Annotated in this window: 11 protein-coding genes and 1 pseudogene; 8 read left to right on the plus strand and 4 right to left on the minus strand. The window is 72.5% G+C overall.

All coding sequences use genetic code 11. The features are described from left to right. Positions 1-91: 91 nt before the first annotated feature. Positions 92-925, plus strand: a complete 834-nt coding sequence (locus ADK86_RS35940) for an urease accessory protein UreD (protein WP_053700402.1) — start codon at positions 92-94, stop codon at positions 923-925. Positions 926-1172: 247 nt separating this feature from the next. Here the strand turns inward: ADK86_RS35940 and ADK86_RS35945 are convergent, their stop codons facing one another. The 3 genes from ADK86_RS35945 to ADK86_RS35955 form a co-directional block, all read right to left on the minus strand. Further along, entirely contained in the window at positions 1173-2672 is a 1500-nt protein-coding gene (locus ADK86_RS35945; RefSeq protein WP_159394042.1) for an NAD(P)/FAD-dependent oxidoreductase, read from the minus strand. Positions 2673-3077: 405 nt separating this feature from the next. Further along, positions 3078-4310: an LCP family protein gene (locus ADK86_RS35950; protein ID WP_053700404.1), complete on the minus strand. Its 1233-nt coding sequence runs from the start codon at positions 4308-4310 to the stop codon at positions 3078-3080. Between the two features lie 80 nt (positions 4311-4390). After that, on the minus strand, positions 4391-6514 hold the full coding sequence (locus ADK86_RS35955; RefSeq protein WP_053700405.1) for a bifunctional polysaccharide deacetylase/glycosyltransferase family 2 protein: 2124 nt from the start codon (positions 6512-6514) through the stop codon (positions 4391-4393). Positions 6515-7530: 1016 nt separating this feature from the next. Here ADK86_RS35955 and ADK86_RS35965 point away from each other — a divergent pair. The 3 genes and pseudogenes from ADK86_RS35965 (at position 7531) to ADK86_RS35975 (ending at position 10735) form a co-directional block, all read left to right on the plus strand. Next, complete coding sequence (locus ADK86_RS35965; protein ID WP_078952496.1) at positions 7531-8163, plus strand: ArsR/SmtB family transcription factor; 633 nt, start codon at positions 7531-7533, stop codon at positions 8161-8163. Next, positions 8160-9465 (plus strand): annotated as a pseudogene (locus tag ADK86_RS35970) (MFS transporter). Before ADK86_RS35965 ends, ADK86_RS35970 begins: the two are co-directional and overlap by 4 nt. Positions 9466-9679: 214 nt before the next feature. Then, positions 9680-10735: a chitinase gene (locus ADK86_RS35975; RefSeq protein ID WP_053700407.1), complete on the plus strand. Its 1056-nt coding sequence runs from the start codon at positions 9680-9682 to the stop codon at positions 10733-10735. 96 nt (positions 10736-10831) lie between these two features. Here the strand turns inward: ADK86_RS35975 and ADK86_RS35980 are convergent, their stop codons facing one another. Then, positions 10832-11014: a hypothetical protein gene (locus ADK86_RS35980; protein ID WP_158712146.1), complete on the minus strand. Its 183-nt coding sequence runs from the start codon at positions 11012-11014 to the stop codon at positions 10832-10834. Positions 11015-11378: 364 nt separating this feature from the next. Between ADK86_RS35980 and ADK86_RS35985 the strand changes: the two genes are divergently transcribed. The 4 genes from ADK86_RS35985 (at position 11379) to ADK86_RS36000 (ending at position 15832) form a co-directional block, all read left to right on the plus strand. Further along, entirely contained in the window at positions 11379-13115 is a 1737-nt protein-coding gene (locus ADK86_RS35985; RefSeq protein WP_053700408.1) for an ABC transporter permease, read from the plus strand. Positions 13116-13195: 80 nt separating this feature from the next. After that, positions 13196-14500: a nitrate/sulfonate/bicarbonate ABC transporter ATP-binding protein gene (locus ADK86_RS35990; protein ID WP_053700409.1), complete on the plus strand. Its 1305-nt coding sequence runs from the start codon at positions 13196-13198 to the stop codon at positions 14498-14500. A gap of 61 nt (positions 14501-14561) precedes the next feature. Further along, entirely contained in the window at positions 14562-14855 is a 294-nt protein-coding gene (locus tag ADK86_RS35995) for a hypothetical protein (protein WP_053700410.1), read from the plus strand. Then, on the plus strand, positions 14852-15832 hold the full coding sequence (locus tag ADK86_RS36000; protein WP_053700411.1) for an endonuclease/exonuclease/phosphatase family protein: 981 nt from the start codon (positions 14852-14854) through the stop codon (positions 15830-15832). The genes ADK86_RS35995 and ADK86_RS36000 overlap by 4 nt, the downstream gene beginning before the upstream one ends. Positions 15833-15850 lie beyond the last annotated feature (18 nt).

Raw genomic sequence — 15850 nt, forward strand, 5'->3', positions numbered from 1 at the left:
TCACCTTCACCTCCCTCAAAGCCCACGACGGCGTCCGGCCCATCGCGGACTGGATCCGCACCCGCCTCACCGACTGGACCACAGGCCCCGCATGACCCTGACCACCTCGCCCGTTTCCACAGCGACTTCCGGCGGCGTCCACGCAACCGCCCGCATCTCCGCAGCCTCCAGGGGCGGCACCACCGTCCTGCCCGTCCTCGACGGTGACGGCCCCTTCGAGCTGCGACGCCTACGCTCCCGTGGACCCGAAGCGCGCGTGTGCGTCATCGGCGCCATGTGTGCGCCCCTCGGCGGCGACCGGCTGCGTATCGAAGCCACCGCCCAGCCGGGCGCCAGGTTGCACATCACCACCGCCGCCGCGACCCTCGCCCTCCGAGGCGCCACCGCGGAACACGCCACCTACGACATCCACCTGACCGTCGCCGAACACGCGGAACTCCGCTGGACCCCCAAGCCCCTGATCTGCGCGGCCGGCAGCAACCTACGGCAAACCTGGACCATCGACCTCGCCCCCACCGCACGCCTCGTCCTGCGCGAAGAACAACTCCTCGGACGCACCGGCGAACCCTCCGGCCAGGTGAGCACGCGGCTCACCGTCCGACGTGGCGGACGCACACTGCTCGACCAGGAAGCCACCTACGGGCCAGGCACACCCGGCTGGGACGGCCCCGCCGTCCTGGCCGACTACCGAGCCACCGGCCAAATCCTCACTGTCGACCCGGCTTACGAGACCGCGCCCCCCGATGCCCGCCTCTTTGACCTCACACCGGACGACGGCCACGCGCTCCTCGCCCCGCTCGCCGGACCCGCCACCCTCGTCACCGCCATCGCACCGGACGGCCACCGCCTACGCCGTCTCCTCAACACCGCGCAGGCCGTTACCCGTCGCCCCGCCTCGACCAGCTCGACGCACAGCGAGCCGTAACCGCGATCACTTGACCCGACACCGGGGACCTCAGCCGGCTTGCCAAGGAAGCGTCAGGCCATGCACGTCCCTGGGCGCGGTATGACTTTTCGTCCCCCGGTTGGCCTCAGGGCCGTTCGGGTGAACAATCGGCGCAGGCCGGGGGGCGGTCGGCAATCCGCGCTGGTGCGCTCCGCCTCCCGGCCGATCCGCCACAGCCGGATCGCGGCACGACGGCCGGGACGTGACGGTGAGGCGATGCGGCTGGTCAGGCGCCGGGGGCGGGCGCGTGGTGGGTGCGGGCGGCGTGCAGATGGCCGGCCAGCCATCGGGCGGGGTGATCGTTGCCGCGGGCGGCGAGGATGAAGGCGAGCAGGAGGATTTCCGGGGGCAGGGCGACGGGGTGGCCCAGCCGGTCGAAGAGCCGGTGGGCGCGGTCGCGTACATAGGTGGCCACCGGTTCGTCGTCGAGGAAGAACGGCAGGCGCAAGCCGTGTTCCCGGGCGGTCTCGGCGGCGTGGTTGGCGGTTTCGGTGAGCGACTGCTCCACCGTCATGGTCTCGATGGGGGCCCGGTGCGGAGTGAACCACGCCAGGTCCGCGTCCGCCGGGCCGGGGCCGAGGAGCCGGGCGGCCAGGTGGCGGGCGATGACCGGGGCGCAGTGGAAGCCGTCGCGGTAGGTGCCGGTGGCGAAGTGCAGGCCCGCCACCGGGCAGGACCCGATGAGCGGGAAGCCGTCCAGCGTGATGGGGCGTGCGCCCCACATCCATGCGGTGAGCCGGCTGCTGGCCAGGGCCTGGTCGATCTCCTGGCGCGCGCTGCGGATGAGGATCTCCGCGGCGCCGACCACCGGGCCGTCCGGACGCCGGCAGGTGATGAAGTTGGTGGCGCCCAGGTACTGGCGCTCCGTCCCCGGCAGGGGCAGCAGGTGCAGGCCGCAGCCGGCGGCCCGGTTGGGGGTGCGGATCACCTGGCGGGCGCCGCCGGGCCGGGTGCGCCGGGTCAGCAGGGCGGATCCGGCGCCGTGCAGCAGCGGGGGCACCGCCCCGGGCGGCAGCACATCGGTGGTCAGCTCGCTGCTGCGGCTGCCGGCGGCCAGGACGACCGCGCCGGCGCCGAGCGTGCTGCCGTCGGCCAGCCGGACCCCTCGTACCGTGTCCGCGGTGACCAGCACCTCGGACACGGCGTCCGGCACCATCCGTACTCGGCGCCGACGGGCAGCCGCCTCCAAGGCGGCCAGCACGGCGCGCGCGTCGACGCAGCCCTCCCGGTGCAGGTGCACCGCCCGCAGCGGACGGGCCTGCGGTGCAGGGTCCAGGCCGGGGACGTCAACAGGGTCGATGACATCGTGCGGCTCCCCGTGCTCCTCGACGGCCCGGCACAGAGCCGTGAAGTTGTCGGCGGCGATCGCCCCGGCCCCGGCGCCCAGCACAACGAAAGTGCCCGGGACATAGGAGCACAGCGCGGTCTCGCCCGTGGGCGGCCCGGCATCGTCGGCGAGCTGCTCCAGCCACCTGGGCCACCGGTCCAGTGCCTGACGGGCGAGCGCGAACTTCGCCTGCGCCGCCGGATGCCATCCGGTGTACCGGGTGACCTCGCCGAAGCAGTTCAGCATCGCCCCGGCAGCGGCGGTGGCCGCCCCGTCCCGCCCGGGTGGGCCGAAGACCGCGATCCGCAGCCCCGGAGCGCGCCGGGCCGTCTCCACCGCCACCGCCAGCCCGAGCACCCCGTTGCCCACCACCGCCACATCCACACTCGTCTCCCGCACCACGGCCCGCCTCTCGTCTGCAAGGACAACGGTGCGCTACCGGCGGCCGGACCGCAGTACGTCGTCGAACGCCGCCTGCGCGGTGGCCCGGGCCGGCATGAGCACGAGCATGGCGGCATCGGCGCCACGGCGGGAGCTGAAGGCGTAGGAGGGCCGACCCGAATCACGGCCCGCACCTGTTCGAAGGGGACAGCGGGCTCCAGACGGGTGGGAAGCCCCGCCCGGTGCACGGCGTCCTGGATGCCGGGCTACCGGCAAAACCAGCCAGGTCAGTGACCGTGCCGCCGGCCACGGCGACGGCCAGGCCCGTGCGGCTGCCGCCGCGAAGGCCCGATCCTTGATGCGCCCCCATTTCCCCGAACGCAGGATCCCCGCCAGAACCAGCTGACGGGGATCCCGCACCTCTCACCAGCCGCCGCCCCGGTGCCGGGACATCTTCCCCGTCTCCCTCACCGGCCGGTCGTACCGCAGATCGTCGAAGAGCCGGGCCGACCCCCTGGCGTCCCACTTCAGTACGTTGCCCTTGGGTGTGGGGACACCGATGCCGGACAGGGGCACGTTGACCTGTTTGCCGTGTCCGCCTGCGACGCTCTGTACGGCGAGGAAGATCTGGCTGAGATCTCGCAGGCTCATGTCCTTGTCGACGATGAGTGTGTCGAGCCCGGCCTGCATGGCTGGACCGATCTGCGTCGGGTCGAAGAGGGTGTCGGGCTGGGCGGCCTGGTGGGCGAGGGTTGACAGGAACTTCTGCTGGTTTTTCGACCGGCCCAGGTCGCCCTCCCTCTCCTGGTGCCGCTGGCGGACGAAGGCGAGCGCCTGTCTGCCGGTCAGGGTGTGACAGCCCTTGCGCAGGTCGGCGCCCGACTTCTCGTCCTTGATGTCCCGGTCCAGGCACATCCGGACGCCGCCGATGGCGTCGACGATGTTCACGAACCCGGCGAAGCCGATCTCCGCGTAGTGGTCGATGCGCAGCCCGGTGTTCTTCTCGACGGTGTGTACGAGCAGTTCGGGCCCGCCGTAGGAGAAGGCGGCGTTCAGCTTGTCCCTCTCGGGCCGCTTGGTCTTGCCCGTCGTCGTGTCGAGGCGGCCGGGCACGGTGATCCAGGAGTCGCGCGGCAGGCTGATCATGCTGGTTCCCCGGGTCCCGGAGTGCAGCAGCATCATGGAGTCGGTGCGCCGGCCGCCGCCCCCGCCGGCGTGCAGGTCCTTCACGTCGTCCTCAGAGAGCCCGTCACGGCTGTCCGAGCCCACGATGAGGTAGTTGGTCCCCTCGCCGGGCGGCGGCCGGTCTCCGTACGTGCCGAGGTCGACGTCACGTTGGAGCCGGGTCTCGGCCCAGCCGTACGTGCCGCCCGCCGCGACGACCGCAACGGCCAGCAGGACGAGCACCGCCCGCCGCAGCCTCCTGCGCTTCTTCGGCTGCCGGGCGTGGGCGCGCCGGGGACCGTAGCGCGAACTGGGGCGTTCGGCGAACCGCTCACGCGCGGCGGCGCGTTCCGGGGCCGCGTACGGGCCCTGGCCGGCGGGCGTTCCCGATTCAACGTACAGATGTGGATCGGCGTACAGCTCCGGCTCGGCGTACGGGCCCCAACCGCCCGCCGACTTGTGTCCGGCCCGCTGGTCAAGCGGGTCTGTCATGGTCAGCTCCCTCGGTCATGTCCCAGGTCGGACCGGCGCGGCCGCGCGCCGGTTCCCCTCCCGTCCGTTCCGTCGTCCCCTCACTGCGCCGACAGGCTTCGCCGCGGGGGCAGGTCCTGCAACGGCGCTCCGGACGTCTCCGCGGGCGGCGCTTCGAGCAGATACGGGTCGGCGGTTCCGGTGCGCTTCATGGTGTGCCACTTCAGGCGGGTGCCGAGCAGTGCCGTGATCACGGAGTGGATGACCACCAGGTACATCAACTGCCGGTAGACGAACTGCTGGAGCGGCAGCACCCACAGCACGCGCAGCCGTTCCCGGTCGAGCCGCAGCGCGTACGCGGCGGTGACCAGCTGGACGGCGAGGAAGCCGAACCAGACGAGGGCGGCCTCCCCGGGGTCGCGGAACAGCGCCCCGAAGAGGGCGAACAGGTCCACGACCGGTGCGCACAGCGGCAGCACGATCTGGAACAGCGTGACGTAGAGCATCACACGACGGCCGAAGCGTCCGGCGGGGCCGACCTCCTTGACCGTGTGACGGTGCTTCCACATCGACTGGAGGGTGCCGTAGCACCAGCGGTAACGCTGGCGCCACAGTTGCCGTACGGTGCTGGGCACTTCGGTCCAGGCGACCGCCGACTCCTCGTAGACGACGCGCCAGCCGGCCCGCCAGAGCGCCATGGTGAGGTCGGTGTCCTCGGCCAGGGTCTCGTCGCTGACACCGCCGATGCCCATCAGCGCGTCCCTGCGGAAGGCGCCGATCGCCCCCGGAACCGTCGGCATGCACTCCAGGACCTCGAACATCCGCCGGTCGAGGTTGAAGCCGAGGACGTACTCCAGGTGTTGCCATTTGCCCATCAGGCGGCGCCGGTTGCCGACCTTGGTGTTGCCGCTGACCGCGCCGACCGCCGGGTGGGCGAGCGGCTGGATCAGCCGGGCCAGCGCCGCGGGTTCGAAGATGGTGTCCGCGTCGACCATGACGACGATGTCGTGCCGGGCGTACGCCAAGCCGGTGTTGAGGGCGCTGGGCTTGCCGCCGTTGGGCTGGCGGATCACCGTCACCCGCGGATCGTCGATGCCCTCGGCGATGTCGGCGGTGGAGTCGGTCGAGCCGTCGTCGATCACGATGATCTGCAGGTGCGGGTGGGTGGAGGCGAGGAGCGAGTACACGGTGGAGGCGATGCCGGCCTCCTCGTTGTACGCCGGCACCAGGACCGTCACCGGGTCCTGCACCGCGCGCAGCCGTGGCGCGCCGGGCCGGTACCGGTGCAGCCTGCGGACATGGAGCCGGGCGAACACCGCGAACAGGAGCATCCGCAGGACGCCGAGCGCACCCGTGAGGGTCAGCGTCCACACCATCACGGTGAGGAAGGCGTGCCCGAGCCGCTGCGACCAGATCAGGCCCTCACCCTTGATCTCCTCGGTGACCGGGACCTCTTCGTGGAAGGAGGCGCGGCCGAGTCCGCCGCTGATGGTGGTGAACCGTTTCGCGCCGCGGTCCTCCAGCAGATCCTTGGCCTCGTGGTAGCCGAGGTCGGTGTGGCTGTGCTGCGTCACCACCCCCCGCCACGGCTTGCGGTCCTTGCGATCCGAGGCGACCACCAGGTACCCCTGCGCCGCCGCGTGCTTCGCGGCCGGCCACTCGGGGCCGCAGAGCGTGTCTGCGGCCGTGGTGTGCGGCAGCCTCAGCAGGGTGGTGTTGATGCCGGCCGCGCCCGCGAAAGCGGCCTGGGTGAGCGGCAGTTCCAGCCGCGCGCGCAGCGGTGAGGCGACACCGAGGTCGCCGCCGCTGTAGGTGTACGAGCCGATCTCGTGCCCGTCGCGCAGGATCTGCCGCACCAGCTCCGGGCGCCGGGCCGCGTCCTTCCCGTAGAGGAAGAAGGTCGCCCGCGCATGATGCCTGCGCAGCAGGTCGAGCAGACGCGGCGTCCACACCGGGTCGGGCTCGCCGTCGAAAGTGAGGGCGACGGTCCCGGGCGGCATGGCCGCGGTGGCGACCCCCTTCGGGCCGAACCGCAGCAGCGGCTTCCCGTCGTCCGCCTCCCGCGGGATCGGCCGGGTGCACGGCGGCTTGGTGCGCGCGGCGTCGACCTGGTGGGTCGTCCAGCCCTCGAAGACCAGGGCGACGGCGACCACCAGGAGGACCAGCAGGAGCACGAGCCAGTGTCCGCGCGGCGGCCGCCGGACAGCGGCGGCGTGCCGGCTCACTGCTTCGGGCCTCCGACCGACGGGGCGGATCTGCCGGCCGGCGGGCGGCGGCGGTCGTCGCGGCCCGCTCGGTCCCCGGCCGACGGCCGGTGTGCCTCGGCCCGGGCGGGTGCGCCGCGGCCGTACTGCGACGCGCCGGTACCCGGACCGGACGGCGCCGGTCCGTTCATACTCGGCGGGTGCGTGCCGACGGGCTGCCGGAGTCCGCTGATCAGCATGCCGACGAACACCAGATACCCGAGGCAGGAGCAGCCCACGGCCACCGCCACGCCGTGCAGCGTCCGCCTGCGCCAGCCCGACCGGGAGATGAAGACGGGATGCCGGGGAGCGGCGGCTTCGGGAGGCCGTGCCGCGGGGGCCACATGAGGCGCCGCGCCCTGGTATGGCATGCGCTGTGTCATGTCCCGCCCCGTGTGCGGCGCCGGGTACGGCTCCCTGCGGGCAGGGGGTACGGACGACCATCGCCCGTCGTGCGGTGTGCTGGCTATGTGGGGGATGCCCTGCACTGATGCTCCTGGTCTGCGGCCGCGCACGCGCGACTCTTTGTATGTGGGGGACACGGGCCCGGGGGCCCGCTGTACTGCCCGTGAGACGCCGGAGCCGCATCCCGGTGCCCGGCGCGTACGGACGCTTCCCGTACGCGCGCATGCCACGCGCCCCTCCCGGGTGGGGCCGGGAAGGCCGCGTACACATGTGCCCTCACAAGGGCCGGAGGACCGGGTACAGCCCTCGGTGATCACGCAGCCCCCCGACCCTACTCGCGCACCCGGGTGGCACGGCAACAGGCCATTCCGGCCTTCACCTCGCGATAAACGACATTTACAGCGGCGAAATCCCGGTCACACGCGACGTCGCGACGCGCTCCGTACGCAAGCACGGCCGTTGACGGCGTTACGGCGTCACCGCGTCACCGCGTCACGGCGTCACCGAGAGGCGCGCAGGCCAGCCAATGATGCAGAGGCATCTATGCAGAGAACCCTATGCAGAGAGACCTCTGCACCCCTACCCTGCCCACCATGCCCCATCACCCCGACCCCACCACCACGCCCAACCCGCCTGAAACCAACCCCACTTCCTCCGCCCCCTCCCGCCGCCTCGACGCCCGCAGCCTGCGCGGCCTGGCCCATCCCCTGCGGATGCGCATCTTCGAGTTGCTCACCCTCGACGGTCCGGCCACCGCCACCCATCTCGCCGCCCGCCTCGGCGAGAACACCGGCACCGTCAGCTGGCATCTGCGCCACCTCGCCGAACACGGCTTCATCGAGGAGGAGACCGGGCGCGGCACCAGGCGCGAGCGCTGGTGGCGGCGGGTCGCGGCCGACAACGACCTGTACACGGCCGACTTCCGGGACGATCCCGACAGCCGGGGACCGCTCTCGGTGTACCTGCACGAACTGGTACAGCTGTACTTCCACCGCGTCACGGACTATGTGAACGGCGACTGGGACGACACCTGGCGGCGCGCCGGAACTCTCGCGGACTGGCACAATCTTCGACTCTCGCCCGAGCAACTTGCCGCTTTGAACGCCGAGTTGGCCGAGGTCGTCGCCCGGCACACCCCTCCCCCGGACGCCGATCCGGCACCGGGCGCGCTCCCCGTCGTCGTCCAACTCCAGTCCTTTCCGCGCAAAGAGCGCGGCGCGGGGTGAGCGCCCGGAGAAGCGGTGGTCTGCTGCGGCGCCACCGGGACTTCCGGCTGCTGTGGTGCGGTGAGACCGCCGGCAAGTTCGGTGCGTCGGTCACCGGGGTGGCGATGCCGTTGATCGCCGTGTCCACGCTGCACGCGGGCAGGCCCGTTCGAGGTGGGGCTGTTGAGCGCGGCGGCCTGGCTGCCGTGGCTGGTCATCGGCCTGCCGGTGGGTGCCTGGGTGGACCGGCTGCGGCGCCGGCCGGTGATGCTGGCGTCCGCTGCCGTCTCCTGCGTCCTGTTCGCGGCCGTGCCGGTGGCGGCGTGGTGCGGCCTGCTCGGTACGGGGCTGCTGCTGGCCGTCGCCCTGCTGACGGGTACGGCGACGGTGTTCTTCCAGACCGCGTACACCGCCTACCTGCCGAGCATCCTGGCGCCCGACGACCAGGCCGAGGGCAACGCCAAGCTGCACGGCAGCGCGTCCGCGGCGCAGCTCGCCGGGCTCGGCTCCGGCGGGCTGATCGCGCAGGCGGCGGGGGCGGTGAACGGGATGTTCGCCAACGCCGCGACGTTCCTCGTGTCGTTGCTGTGCCTGACGGGCATCCGGTACCGCGAGCCCCGGCCCGGCCGGGCGGAGCGGCGGCCCGGCGGGCTGGCCGGTGAGGTCGGCGAGGGGCTGCGGCTGATCGCCGGTGATCCCTGGCTGCGTACGCTCACGCTGTTCGGCGCCGCCTCCAACCTGGCCCTGATGGGGTATCAGTCGATCCAGGTGGTCTTCCTCGTCCGGGAGGTCGGCCTGGCGCCCGGCGTGGTCGGCGCTCTGGCCGCCGCGACCGGGGCGGGCGGCGTGGCCGGCGCGTTCGTCGCCCGCCGCGTCGCGGCGCGGGTGGGGACGGCCCGCGCGACGCTCCTGTTCGAGTTCGGTCTCGCCCTGTTCGCGCTGCTCATCCCGCTGACCACGGACGGCGCCGGGGTGGTGTTCTTCCTGGCCGGCGGCTGCTGTGTCGCGGCGGGCGTGGTGGCCGGGAACGTACTCAAGGCGGGGTTCCAGCAGCGGTACTGCCCGCCGCGGCTCCTCGGCCGGGTCACCGCCGGTTCGGCCTTCCTCGGTTACGGCACGACCCGCTCGGCTCCCTGCTCGGCGGCGCGCTCGGGTCCGCGCTCGGTCTGCGGGCGGCCCTGTGGATCACCACGGCGGGGATTCCGCTCGCTGCTCTGTTCGCCGCTGCGGCGGGCCCGTGATCTGCCGGCTTCCCGGCAATGGTCCGGCGACGAGGGCTCGTTGGCCGGTGGCGGCGGGGAAGCGGCGCTGCCCCGGCCGTGACGTACGGGCGGCGCGCTCCGCTCCGTACGGAGTTGGTCCAGACCTATTGACGGCCCCTGCGGGCCACCCTACGGTTCGGGCAGCGCGACGCGCGGGTTCCGGCCACTGCCCGCACGCCGCCGCCCCCGTACGCCCCCGCTCGGCACCGCCCCCACCCACGCTCCATCGGTTCCCCCCTCAGTCACCGCCGGCCACGGCCGGAAAGGAGCACATCATGTTCGGTCGGGCGCTTCGTCTGCTCGGAATCGGCCTGGCGATGGTCTGCGCCGCCCAGCTGCCGGCCGCCGCGGCCCCGCACGCCGCACCCCGGGACACCACCTGTCCGGTCAAATCCAGACCCGCGGGCAAGGTGCTCCAGGGGTACTGGGAGAACTGGGACGGCGCCGCCAACGGCGTCCACCCGCCGTTCGGCTGGACCAAGATCACTGATCCCCGGATCGCCCAGCACGGCTACAACGTCCTCAACGCCGCCTTCCCCGTGATCCGCTCCGACGGCACGGTCCTGTGGGAGGACGGCATGGACGCGACCGTGAAGGTCGCGACGCCGGCCGAGATGTGCGAGGCCAAGGCCGCGGGACAGACGATCCTGATGTCCATCGGCGGCGCCGCCGCGGGCATCGACCTCAGCTCCAGCAAGGTCGCCGACCGGTTCGTGGAGACGGTGGTGCCGATCCTGAAGCGGTACAACTTCGACGGCATCGACATCGACATCGAGACCGGGCTCACCGGCAGCGGCACCATCAACACCTTGTCCGCCTCGCAGGCCAACCTGATCCGCATCATCGACGGCGTGCTCGCCCGGATGCCGTCGAACTTCGGCCTGACCATGGCGCCGGAGACGGCATACGTCACCGGGGGCAGCGTCACCTACGGCTCGATCTGGGGCGCCTACCTGCCGATCGTGAAGAAGTACGCGGACAACGGACGCCTGTGGTGGCTCAACATGCAGTACTACAACGGGAGCATGTACGGCTGCTCCGGCGACGCGTACTCCGCCGGCACCGTCCAGGGCTTCACCGCGCAGACGGACTGCCTGAACAAGGGCCTGGTGATCCAGGGCACGACCATCAAGGTCCCCTACGACAAGCAGGTCCCGGGCCTGCCGGCGCAGCCGGGCGCGGGCGGCGGCTATATGTCACCGGGCCTGGTCGGCCAGGCGTGGAACACCTACCGCGGCGGGCTGAAGGGCCTGATGACGTGGTCGGTCAACTGGGACGGCTCGAAGGCGTGGTCGTTCGGCAACAACGTCAAGGCGCTCCAGGGGCGCTGATCCGCGCGCCGAAGCGGTACGCGTGCGACGCGGTACACAGGTGAACCCGTACGCGGGCGGGCCCGGGCATACGTCCGGGCCCGCCCGCGCAGGGGCTCAGCTCTCGCCCTCCTGGGAGGGGTGCAGGCCCAGCATCTCCAGGAGCATCTTCAGCTCTTCGGCGTCGCGGGCCTGGCCGGCCAGGGTCAGCCGGGCCTGCTGCCGCACGGCGCCGGCCTCGTCGCCCTCGGGCGCGGCCGGGTCGGTCTGGTTCTCGCTGCGGTGGTCTTCCTTAATCATCACCGCCATTGTCCCATCCCCCCGGAACGCGCGGACACCCCGGGGCCCGGCCGGCCGGAGCGGAGCCCGTGCGACCGATTCCTGAAGCCGCCTTCAGAAAATGCGAATTCCGCTCCCGCGGACCGGCCGATCCCCGGCAATTCTGAAGGCGCTTTCAGGTTCTCCGGAATTACCGATACCTTTTGACCATCCCACACATTGCGTGCCATCATTCTTTTCGGCGCCGCCCTCAGGAGGCCGTCGCGCCGACGTGCCGAAGAATTCAAGGAGGTGGTCGTTGTGCTCTACGGCGAACCTCCCAGTTGTCCACGCCGCCCCAGCTGACCGGGCCGCACGGCCCGCATGAATTCTTACGGGTACTGCCATGAAATTCCTCCGGTTTCCGGCCGGCGGCGCGCTGCGCGCTGCCCGCCTGCGCCCCGTGGACCTTCTGGTCCTCTGCGGCGTTCTCGCGCTTCTGTATCTCGTCGTACGGGTCGGCGCCACGGCCGACCGTCCTTTCGACCCCGGGAATCCGCCGGCCGTCTCCACAGATCCGCGGCACCTGCCGTACTACGCGGCGCGTTCCGTGCTGCGGATGTTCGCGGGGCTGGTGCCCGCGGTGCTCTTCACGTTCGTGTTCGGGACGTGGGCGGCCCGGTCCCGGCGGGCGGCCAAGGTGATCGTCCCGGCGGTCGACATCCTGCAGTCCGTGCCGGTGCTGACTTTTCTGAGCATCACCGTCACCGGATTCGTCGCGCTGTTCCCGCACTCCACGCTGGGCCTGGAATGCGCGTCGGTCTTCGCCGTCTTCACCGCGCTGGTGTGGAACATGGCGCTGGCCTTCTACCAGTCGCTGACCACCCAGCCCAGGGAGCTGGACGAGGCGGCCCGGCTGATGGGGCTGACCCGCTGGCAGCGGTTCTGGAAGCTGGACGTGCCCAGCGGCATGATCGCCCAGGTCTGGAACGGCATGATCAGCTTCGGTGCCGCCTGGTTCGCGCTCAGCGCCTCCGAGACGATCACCGTCAACAACCGGGACAACGCCCTGCCGGGCATGGGCTCGTACGTGGCCCAGGCGCTCGCCGACGGGGAGGGCGCCCGGGTCGCCCTGGCCATCGTCGTCATGATCGCGATGGTGGTGTCGGTCAACTTCCTGTTCTGGCGGCCGGTGACGGCGTGGGCCGAGCGGTTCCGTACCGAGGACTGCGAGATCGCCGAGCAGCCGCGCAGCCAGGTCCTGGAGCTGCTGCGCCGCTCCACGCTGCCCGGCCGTCTGGGGCGCGCCCTGCGCCCGGCCGGTGAACGGCTGGACCGCGCGATGCGGGTGCTGGGCACCGGCGGCGGGCGGCTCGGTGCGGCCGGCGACGAGGCCCGGCGCAAGCGGGGCGACCTGGTCTTCTCCGTGCTGTACGCGCTGGCCGTCGCGGCGATCGGCTGGCAGGCGGTCTCCTACGTCCTGGCCCGTGTGCCGCTTCCCGAGATCGGCCATGACGCGCTGCTCGCGCTGATCACCTACGGCCGGGTGCTGCTGCTGGTCGCCTTCTCCACCGTGGTGTGGGTGCCCGTCGGCGTGTGGATCGGGATGCACCCGAGGGTCAACCGGATCGCCCAGCCGATCGTGCAGGTGCTGGCATCCTTCCCGTCGAACTTCGTCTTCCCGCTCGTCGTCATCGTGCTGGGCGCCTCCGGCATCTCGCTGAACTGGGGCTGCGTGGTGCTGATGGCGCTCGGCGCCCAGTGGTACGTGCTGTTCAACGTCATCGCGGGAGCCAGCGCCATCCCCGGCGACCTGCGCGAGGCCGCCGCCGACCTGGGGCTGCGCGGCCGGCTGCGCTGGACGAAGCTGATCCTGCCGGCGGTCTTCCCCTCGTACGTCACCGGCGCGCTGACCGCCTCGGGCGGCGCCTGGAACGCCTCGATCCAGGCCGAGATCGTCACCTACGGCAGCACCACGCTGACCGCGGTCGGCATCGGCGCGTACATCCAGCAGGCCACCGCCGACGGCGACTTCGCGCGCAACTTCCTCGGGGCCGTCCTGATGAGCGTCTACGTCGTCGTCATCAACCGGCTGTTCTGGCGGCGGCTGTACCGCTTCGCGATGAAGCGCTGCGCCCTGTAACGGCCCTTCCCCCTTCACTCCCCGGCCCGGGCCTTCGGACCGCCGCGCGCCCGGACCGCCGTACCTCTCGGAGTCATCCCATGAACACCACCCCTGTCATCAGCGTCCGCGGCCTCCGCAAGGACTTCCCCGGGCCCTCCGGCGGCGTCCTGCCGGTCCTCGACGACGTGACGTTCGACCTGTACGAGGGCCAGGTCGTGGCACTGCTCGGCAAGTCCGGATCGGGCAAGTCGACGCTGCTGCGCCACGTCGCCGGGCTGCTGGCGCCCTCCGGCGGCACCGTGCACTACCGGGGCAAGCCGGTCACCGGCCCCCATCGCGGCACCGCGATGCTCTTCCAGACCTTCGCCCTCATGCCGTGGCTGACGGTGCAGCAGAACGTCGAACTCGGCCTCCAGGCCCGCGGCGTGCACGCCGTCGAGCGGCGGGGCCGGGCGCTGCGCGCCATCGACATGGTCGGCCTGGACGGCTTCGAGAACGCCTACCCCAAGGAGCTGTCCGGCGGTATGCGGCAGCGGGTGGGCTTCGCCCGCGCCCTGGTCGTCGAGCCGGACGTGCTCCTGATGGACGAGCCGTTCTCCGCCCTGGACGTGCTGACCGCGCAGACCCTCCGCAACGAGCTGCTGGAACTGCTCGCCCACCCCGACTCCCCCACCCGCACCGTCCTGCTGGTCACCCATTCCATCGAGGAGGCGGTCCAGCTCGCCGACCGCATCCTGGTGCTCGACACCCGTCCCGGGCGGATCAAGGCCGACCTGCGGGTCGCCCTCCCGCAGCCCCGCGACCGCCGCGACGACGGCTTCCAGGCGCTGGTCGAGGACGCGTACGAAGCGCTGACCGGGCAGCGCACCGCGCCCGCGGCCGGTCCCGGCCAGGACCCGCTGCGGGCCGCCGAGCCGCTGCCGGCCGCCACCGTGGAAGCGCTCACCGGCCTGCTGGAGGTCCTGGACACCCGGGGCGGGGCCGTGGAGCTGGCGGCGCTGGCCGACGCGCTGGCGTACGAGGTGGACGATCTGATGCCGGTGGTCGAGGCGGCGCAGCTGCTCGGCTACGCCAGGGTCGCGGACAACCGGCTGCACCTGACGGTCACCGGCCGCGGCTTCGCCCGCGCCGACATCCTGCCGCGCAAGCACCTGTTCGCGGCCGCCGCGCTCGCCAACGTCCCGCTGATCGCCACCATCCGCACGCTCCTGCTGGCCTCCGACAGCGGCCGGCTGCGCGAGCCGTACCTGATCGGGCGGCTGTGCGGCAACGCCTCCGAGCGCGCCGCGCACCGGCAGCTGGCCACCGCGGTCACCTGGGGCCGCTACGCCGAGCTGTACGAGTACGACGCCGACGACCGTGTGCTGCTGCTCCCCGCCGAGCACCGCCGCCACGCCGCCTGAGCGCGGGGCCCGGCGCTGCGGGCCCCGACCGCACCCACCGGTACTCCCGAGGAGGATCACCGTGAAGCCGCACCAGATACCGCACCGGATATCCGTGAAGCCGCACCGGACCATGCCGGGTCCGGCCGCCCCGAGCCCGCCGGAGTCCGTCACGGGCACCGCCGGGGCCCTCCGCGCCCTCCTCGCCGTGGCCGTGCTGCCGGCGCTGGTGGTCGCCGCCGTCGCGCTGTCCCCGCCGGCCGCCACCCCGCTGATCTGCGCGGGGCTGCTCGGGGCCGGCTGTACGGCGGTGGGCTTCGCCGTCGCGGGATGGCACTGCCTGTCCCGCCGTACGGTAAGGGGCCGGACGCGGTGAGAACGTCCGCCCGGGGCGCTGCCGCCCGTGGCGCGCGGCGCCCCGGACTCCGTATCGCCGTCCCCGCCCTGCTCCTCGCCGTACTGCTGGCCTTCCCCGGGGTGCTGCCCAACACGCCGGGGCACCTCGGGAGTCTGGCCGAGACCGCGCTGCCCTGGTTCGGTGCGGTCGTGCCGGTCCTGCTGGGCTGGGCGGCGATGCGCCGCTCCGTGGTGGGGGTGGCCGCCGCGCTGGTGCCGGGGGTGGTGTGGGCCTGTGTGTTCCTGCCCGGCTATCTCCCGGGCGGGGACGGCGCGCGGGCCGACTTCCACGTCCTGACGTTCAACGTCGGCGGCGACCGCACCGCGCCCGCCGAGGTCGCCCGGCAGGTGATCGGCACGGGGGCCGACGTGGTGGCGCTGGAGAAGGTGCCCGCGTCGGCCATGTCCGCGTACGAACGGGCGCTGGGCGCGGTCTACCCGCACCATGTGACGGCCAACACCCTCGGCCTGTGGTCCCGTTACCCGGTGCGCGAGACGGCGAGCCTGGACCTGGGCGGCGCCTGGCCGCACGCCGTACGGGCGCTCGTCGCCACCCCGGGCGGCGACACCGCCGTGTACGCCGTACGCCTGCCGTCCGTACGGGTACGGGCGGATGCGGGCTTCACCGTGGACGCGCGCGACCGGAGCGCGGGCGAGCTGGCCGGCCGGGTGCGCGAGGACCGGGCGGCCCGTGTGGTGGTGCTCGGCGATCTCAACGGCAGCCTGCGCGACCGGGGCCTGGCACCGCTGGCCCGGCAGCTGGCCGCCGCCCAGCGGGAGGCCGGGCGCGGCCCCGGCTTCACCTGGCCCGCGGCGTTCCCGCTCGTACGCATCGACCACGTCCTGCTGCGCGGTCTGACGGCCACCGGAGCAACCGTCCTGGCGGACCACCTCGGCAGCGATCACCGGCCGGTGCTGACCGGACTGCGCGGGGCCGGCGGTGCGGGTGGTGCGTGAGGCCGCCGGTGGCGGGTA

This window comes from Streptomyces sp. NRRL F-5755 (genome assembly GCF_001279365.1).
Taxonomy (GTDB): Bacteria; Actinomycetota; Actinomycetes; order Streptomycetales; family Streptomycetaceae; genus Streptomyces; species Streptomyces rimosus.

What these genes read in the sequence shown, in the direction of transcription:
- ADK86_RS35950 (WP_053700404.1), bottom strand. Translation starts at nt 4,310, where the DNA reads ATGACAGACCCGCTTGACCAGCGGGCCGGACACAAGTCGGCGGGCGGT.
- ADK86_RS35990 (WP_053700409.1), top strand. Translation starts at nt 13,196, where the DNA reads ATGAACACCACCCCTGTCATCAGCGTCCGCGGCCTCCGCAAGGACTTC.
- ADK86_RS35965 (WP_078952496.1), top strand. Translation starts at nt 7,531, where the DNA reads ATGCCCCATCACCCCGACCCCACCACCACGCCCAACCCGCCTGAAACC.
- ADK86_RS35940 (WP_053700402.1), top strand. Translation starts at nt 92, where the DNA reads ATGACCCTGACCACCTCGCCCGTTTCCACAGCGACTTCCGGCGGCGTC.
- ADK86_RS35975 (WP_053700407.1), top strand. Translation starts at nt 9,680, where the DNA reads ATGTTCGGTCGGGCGCTTCGTCTGCTCGGAATCGGCCTGGCGATGGTC.
- ADK86_RS35985 (WP_053700408.1), top strand. Translation starts at nt 11,379, where the DNA reads ATGAAATTCCTCCGGTTTCCGGCCGGCGGCGCGCTGCGCGCTGCCCGC.
- ADK86_RS35980 (WP_158712146.1), bottom strand. Translation starts at nt 11,014, where the DNA reads ATGATTAAGGAAGACCACCGCAGCGAGAACCAGACCGACCCGGCCGCG.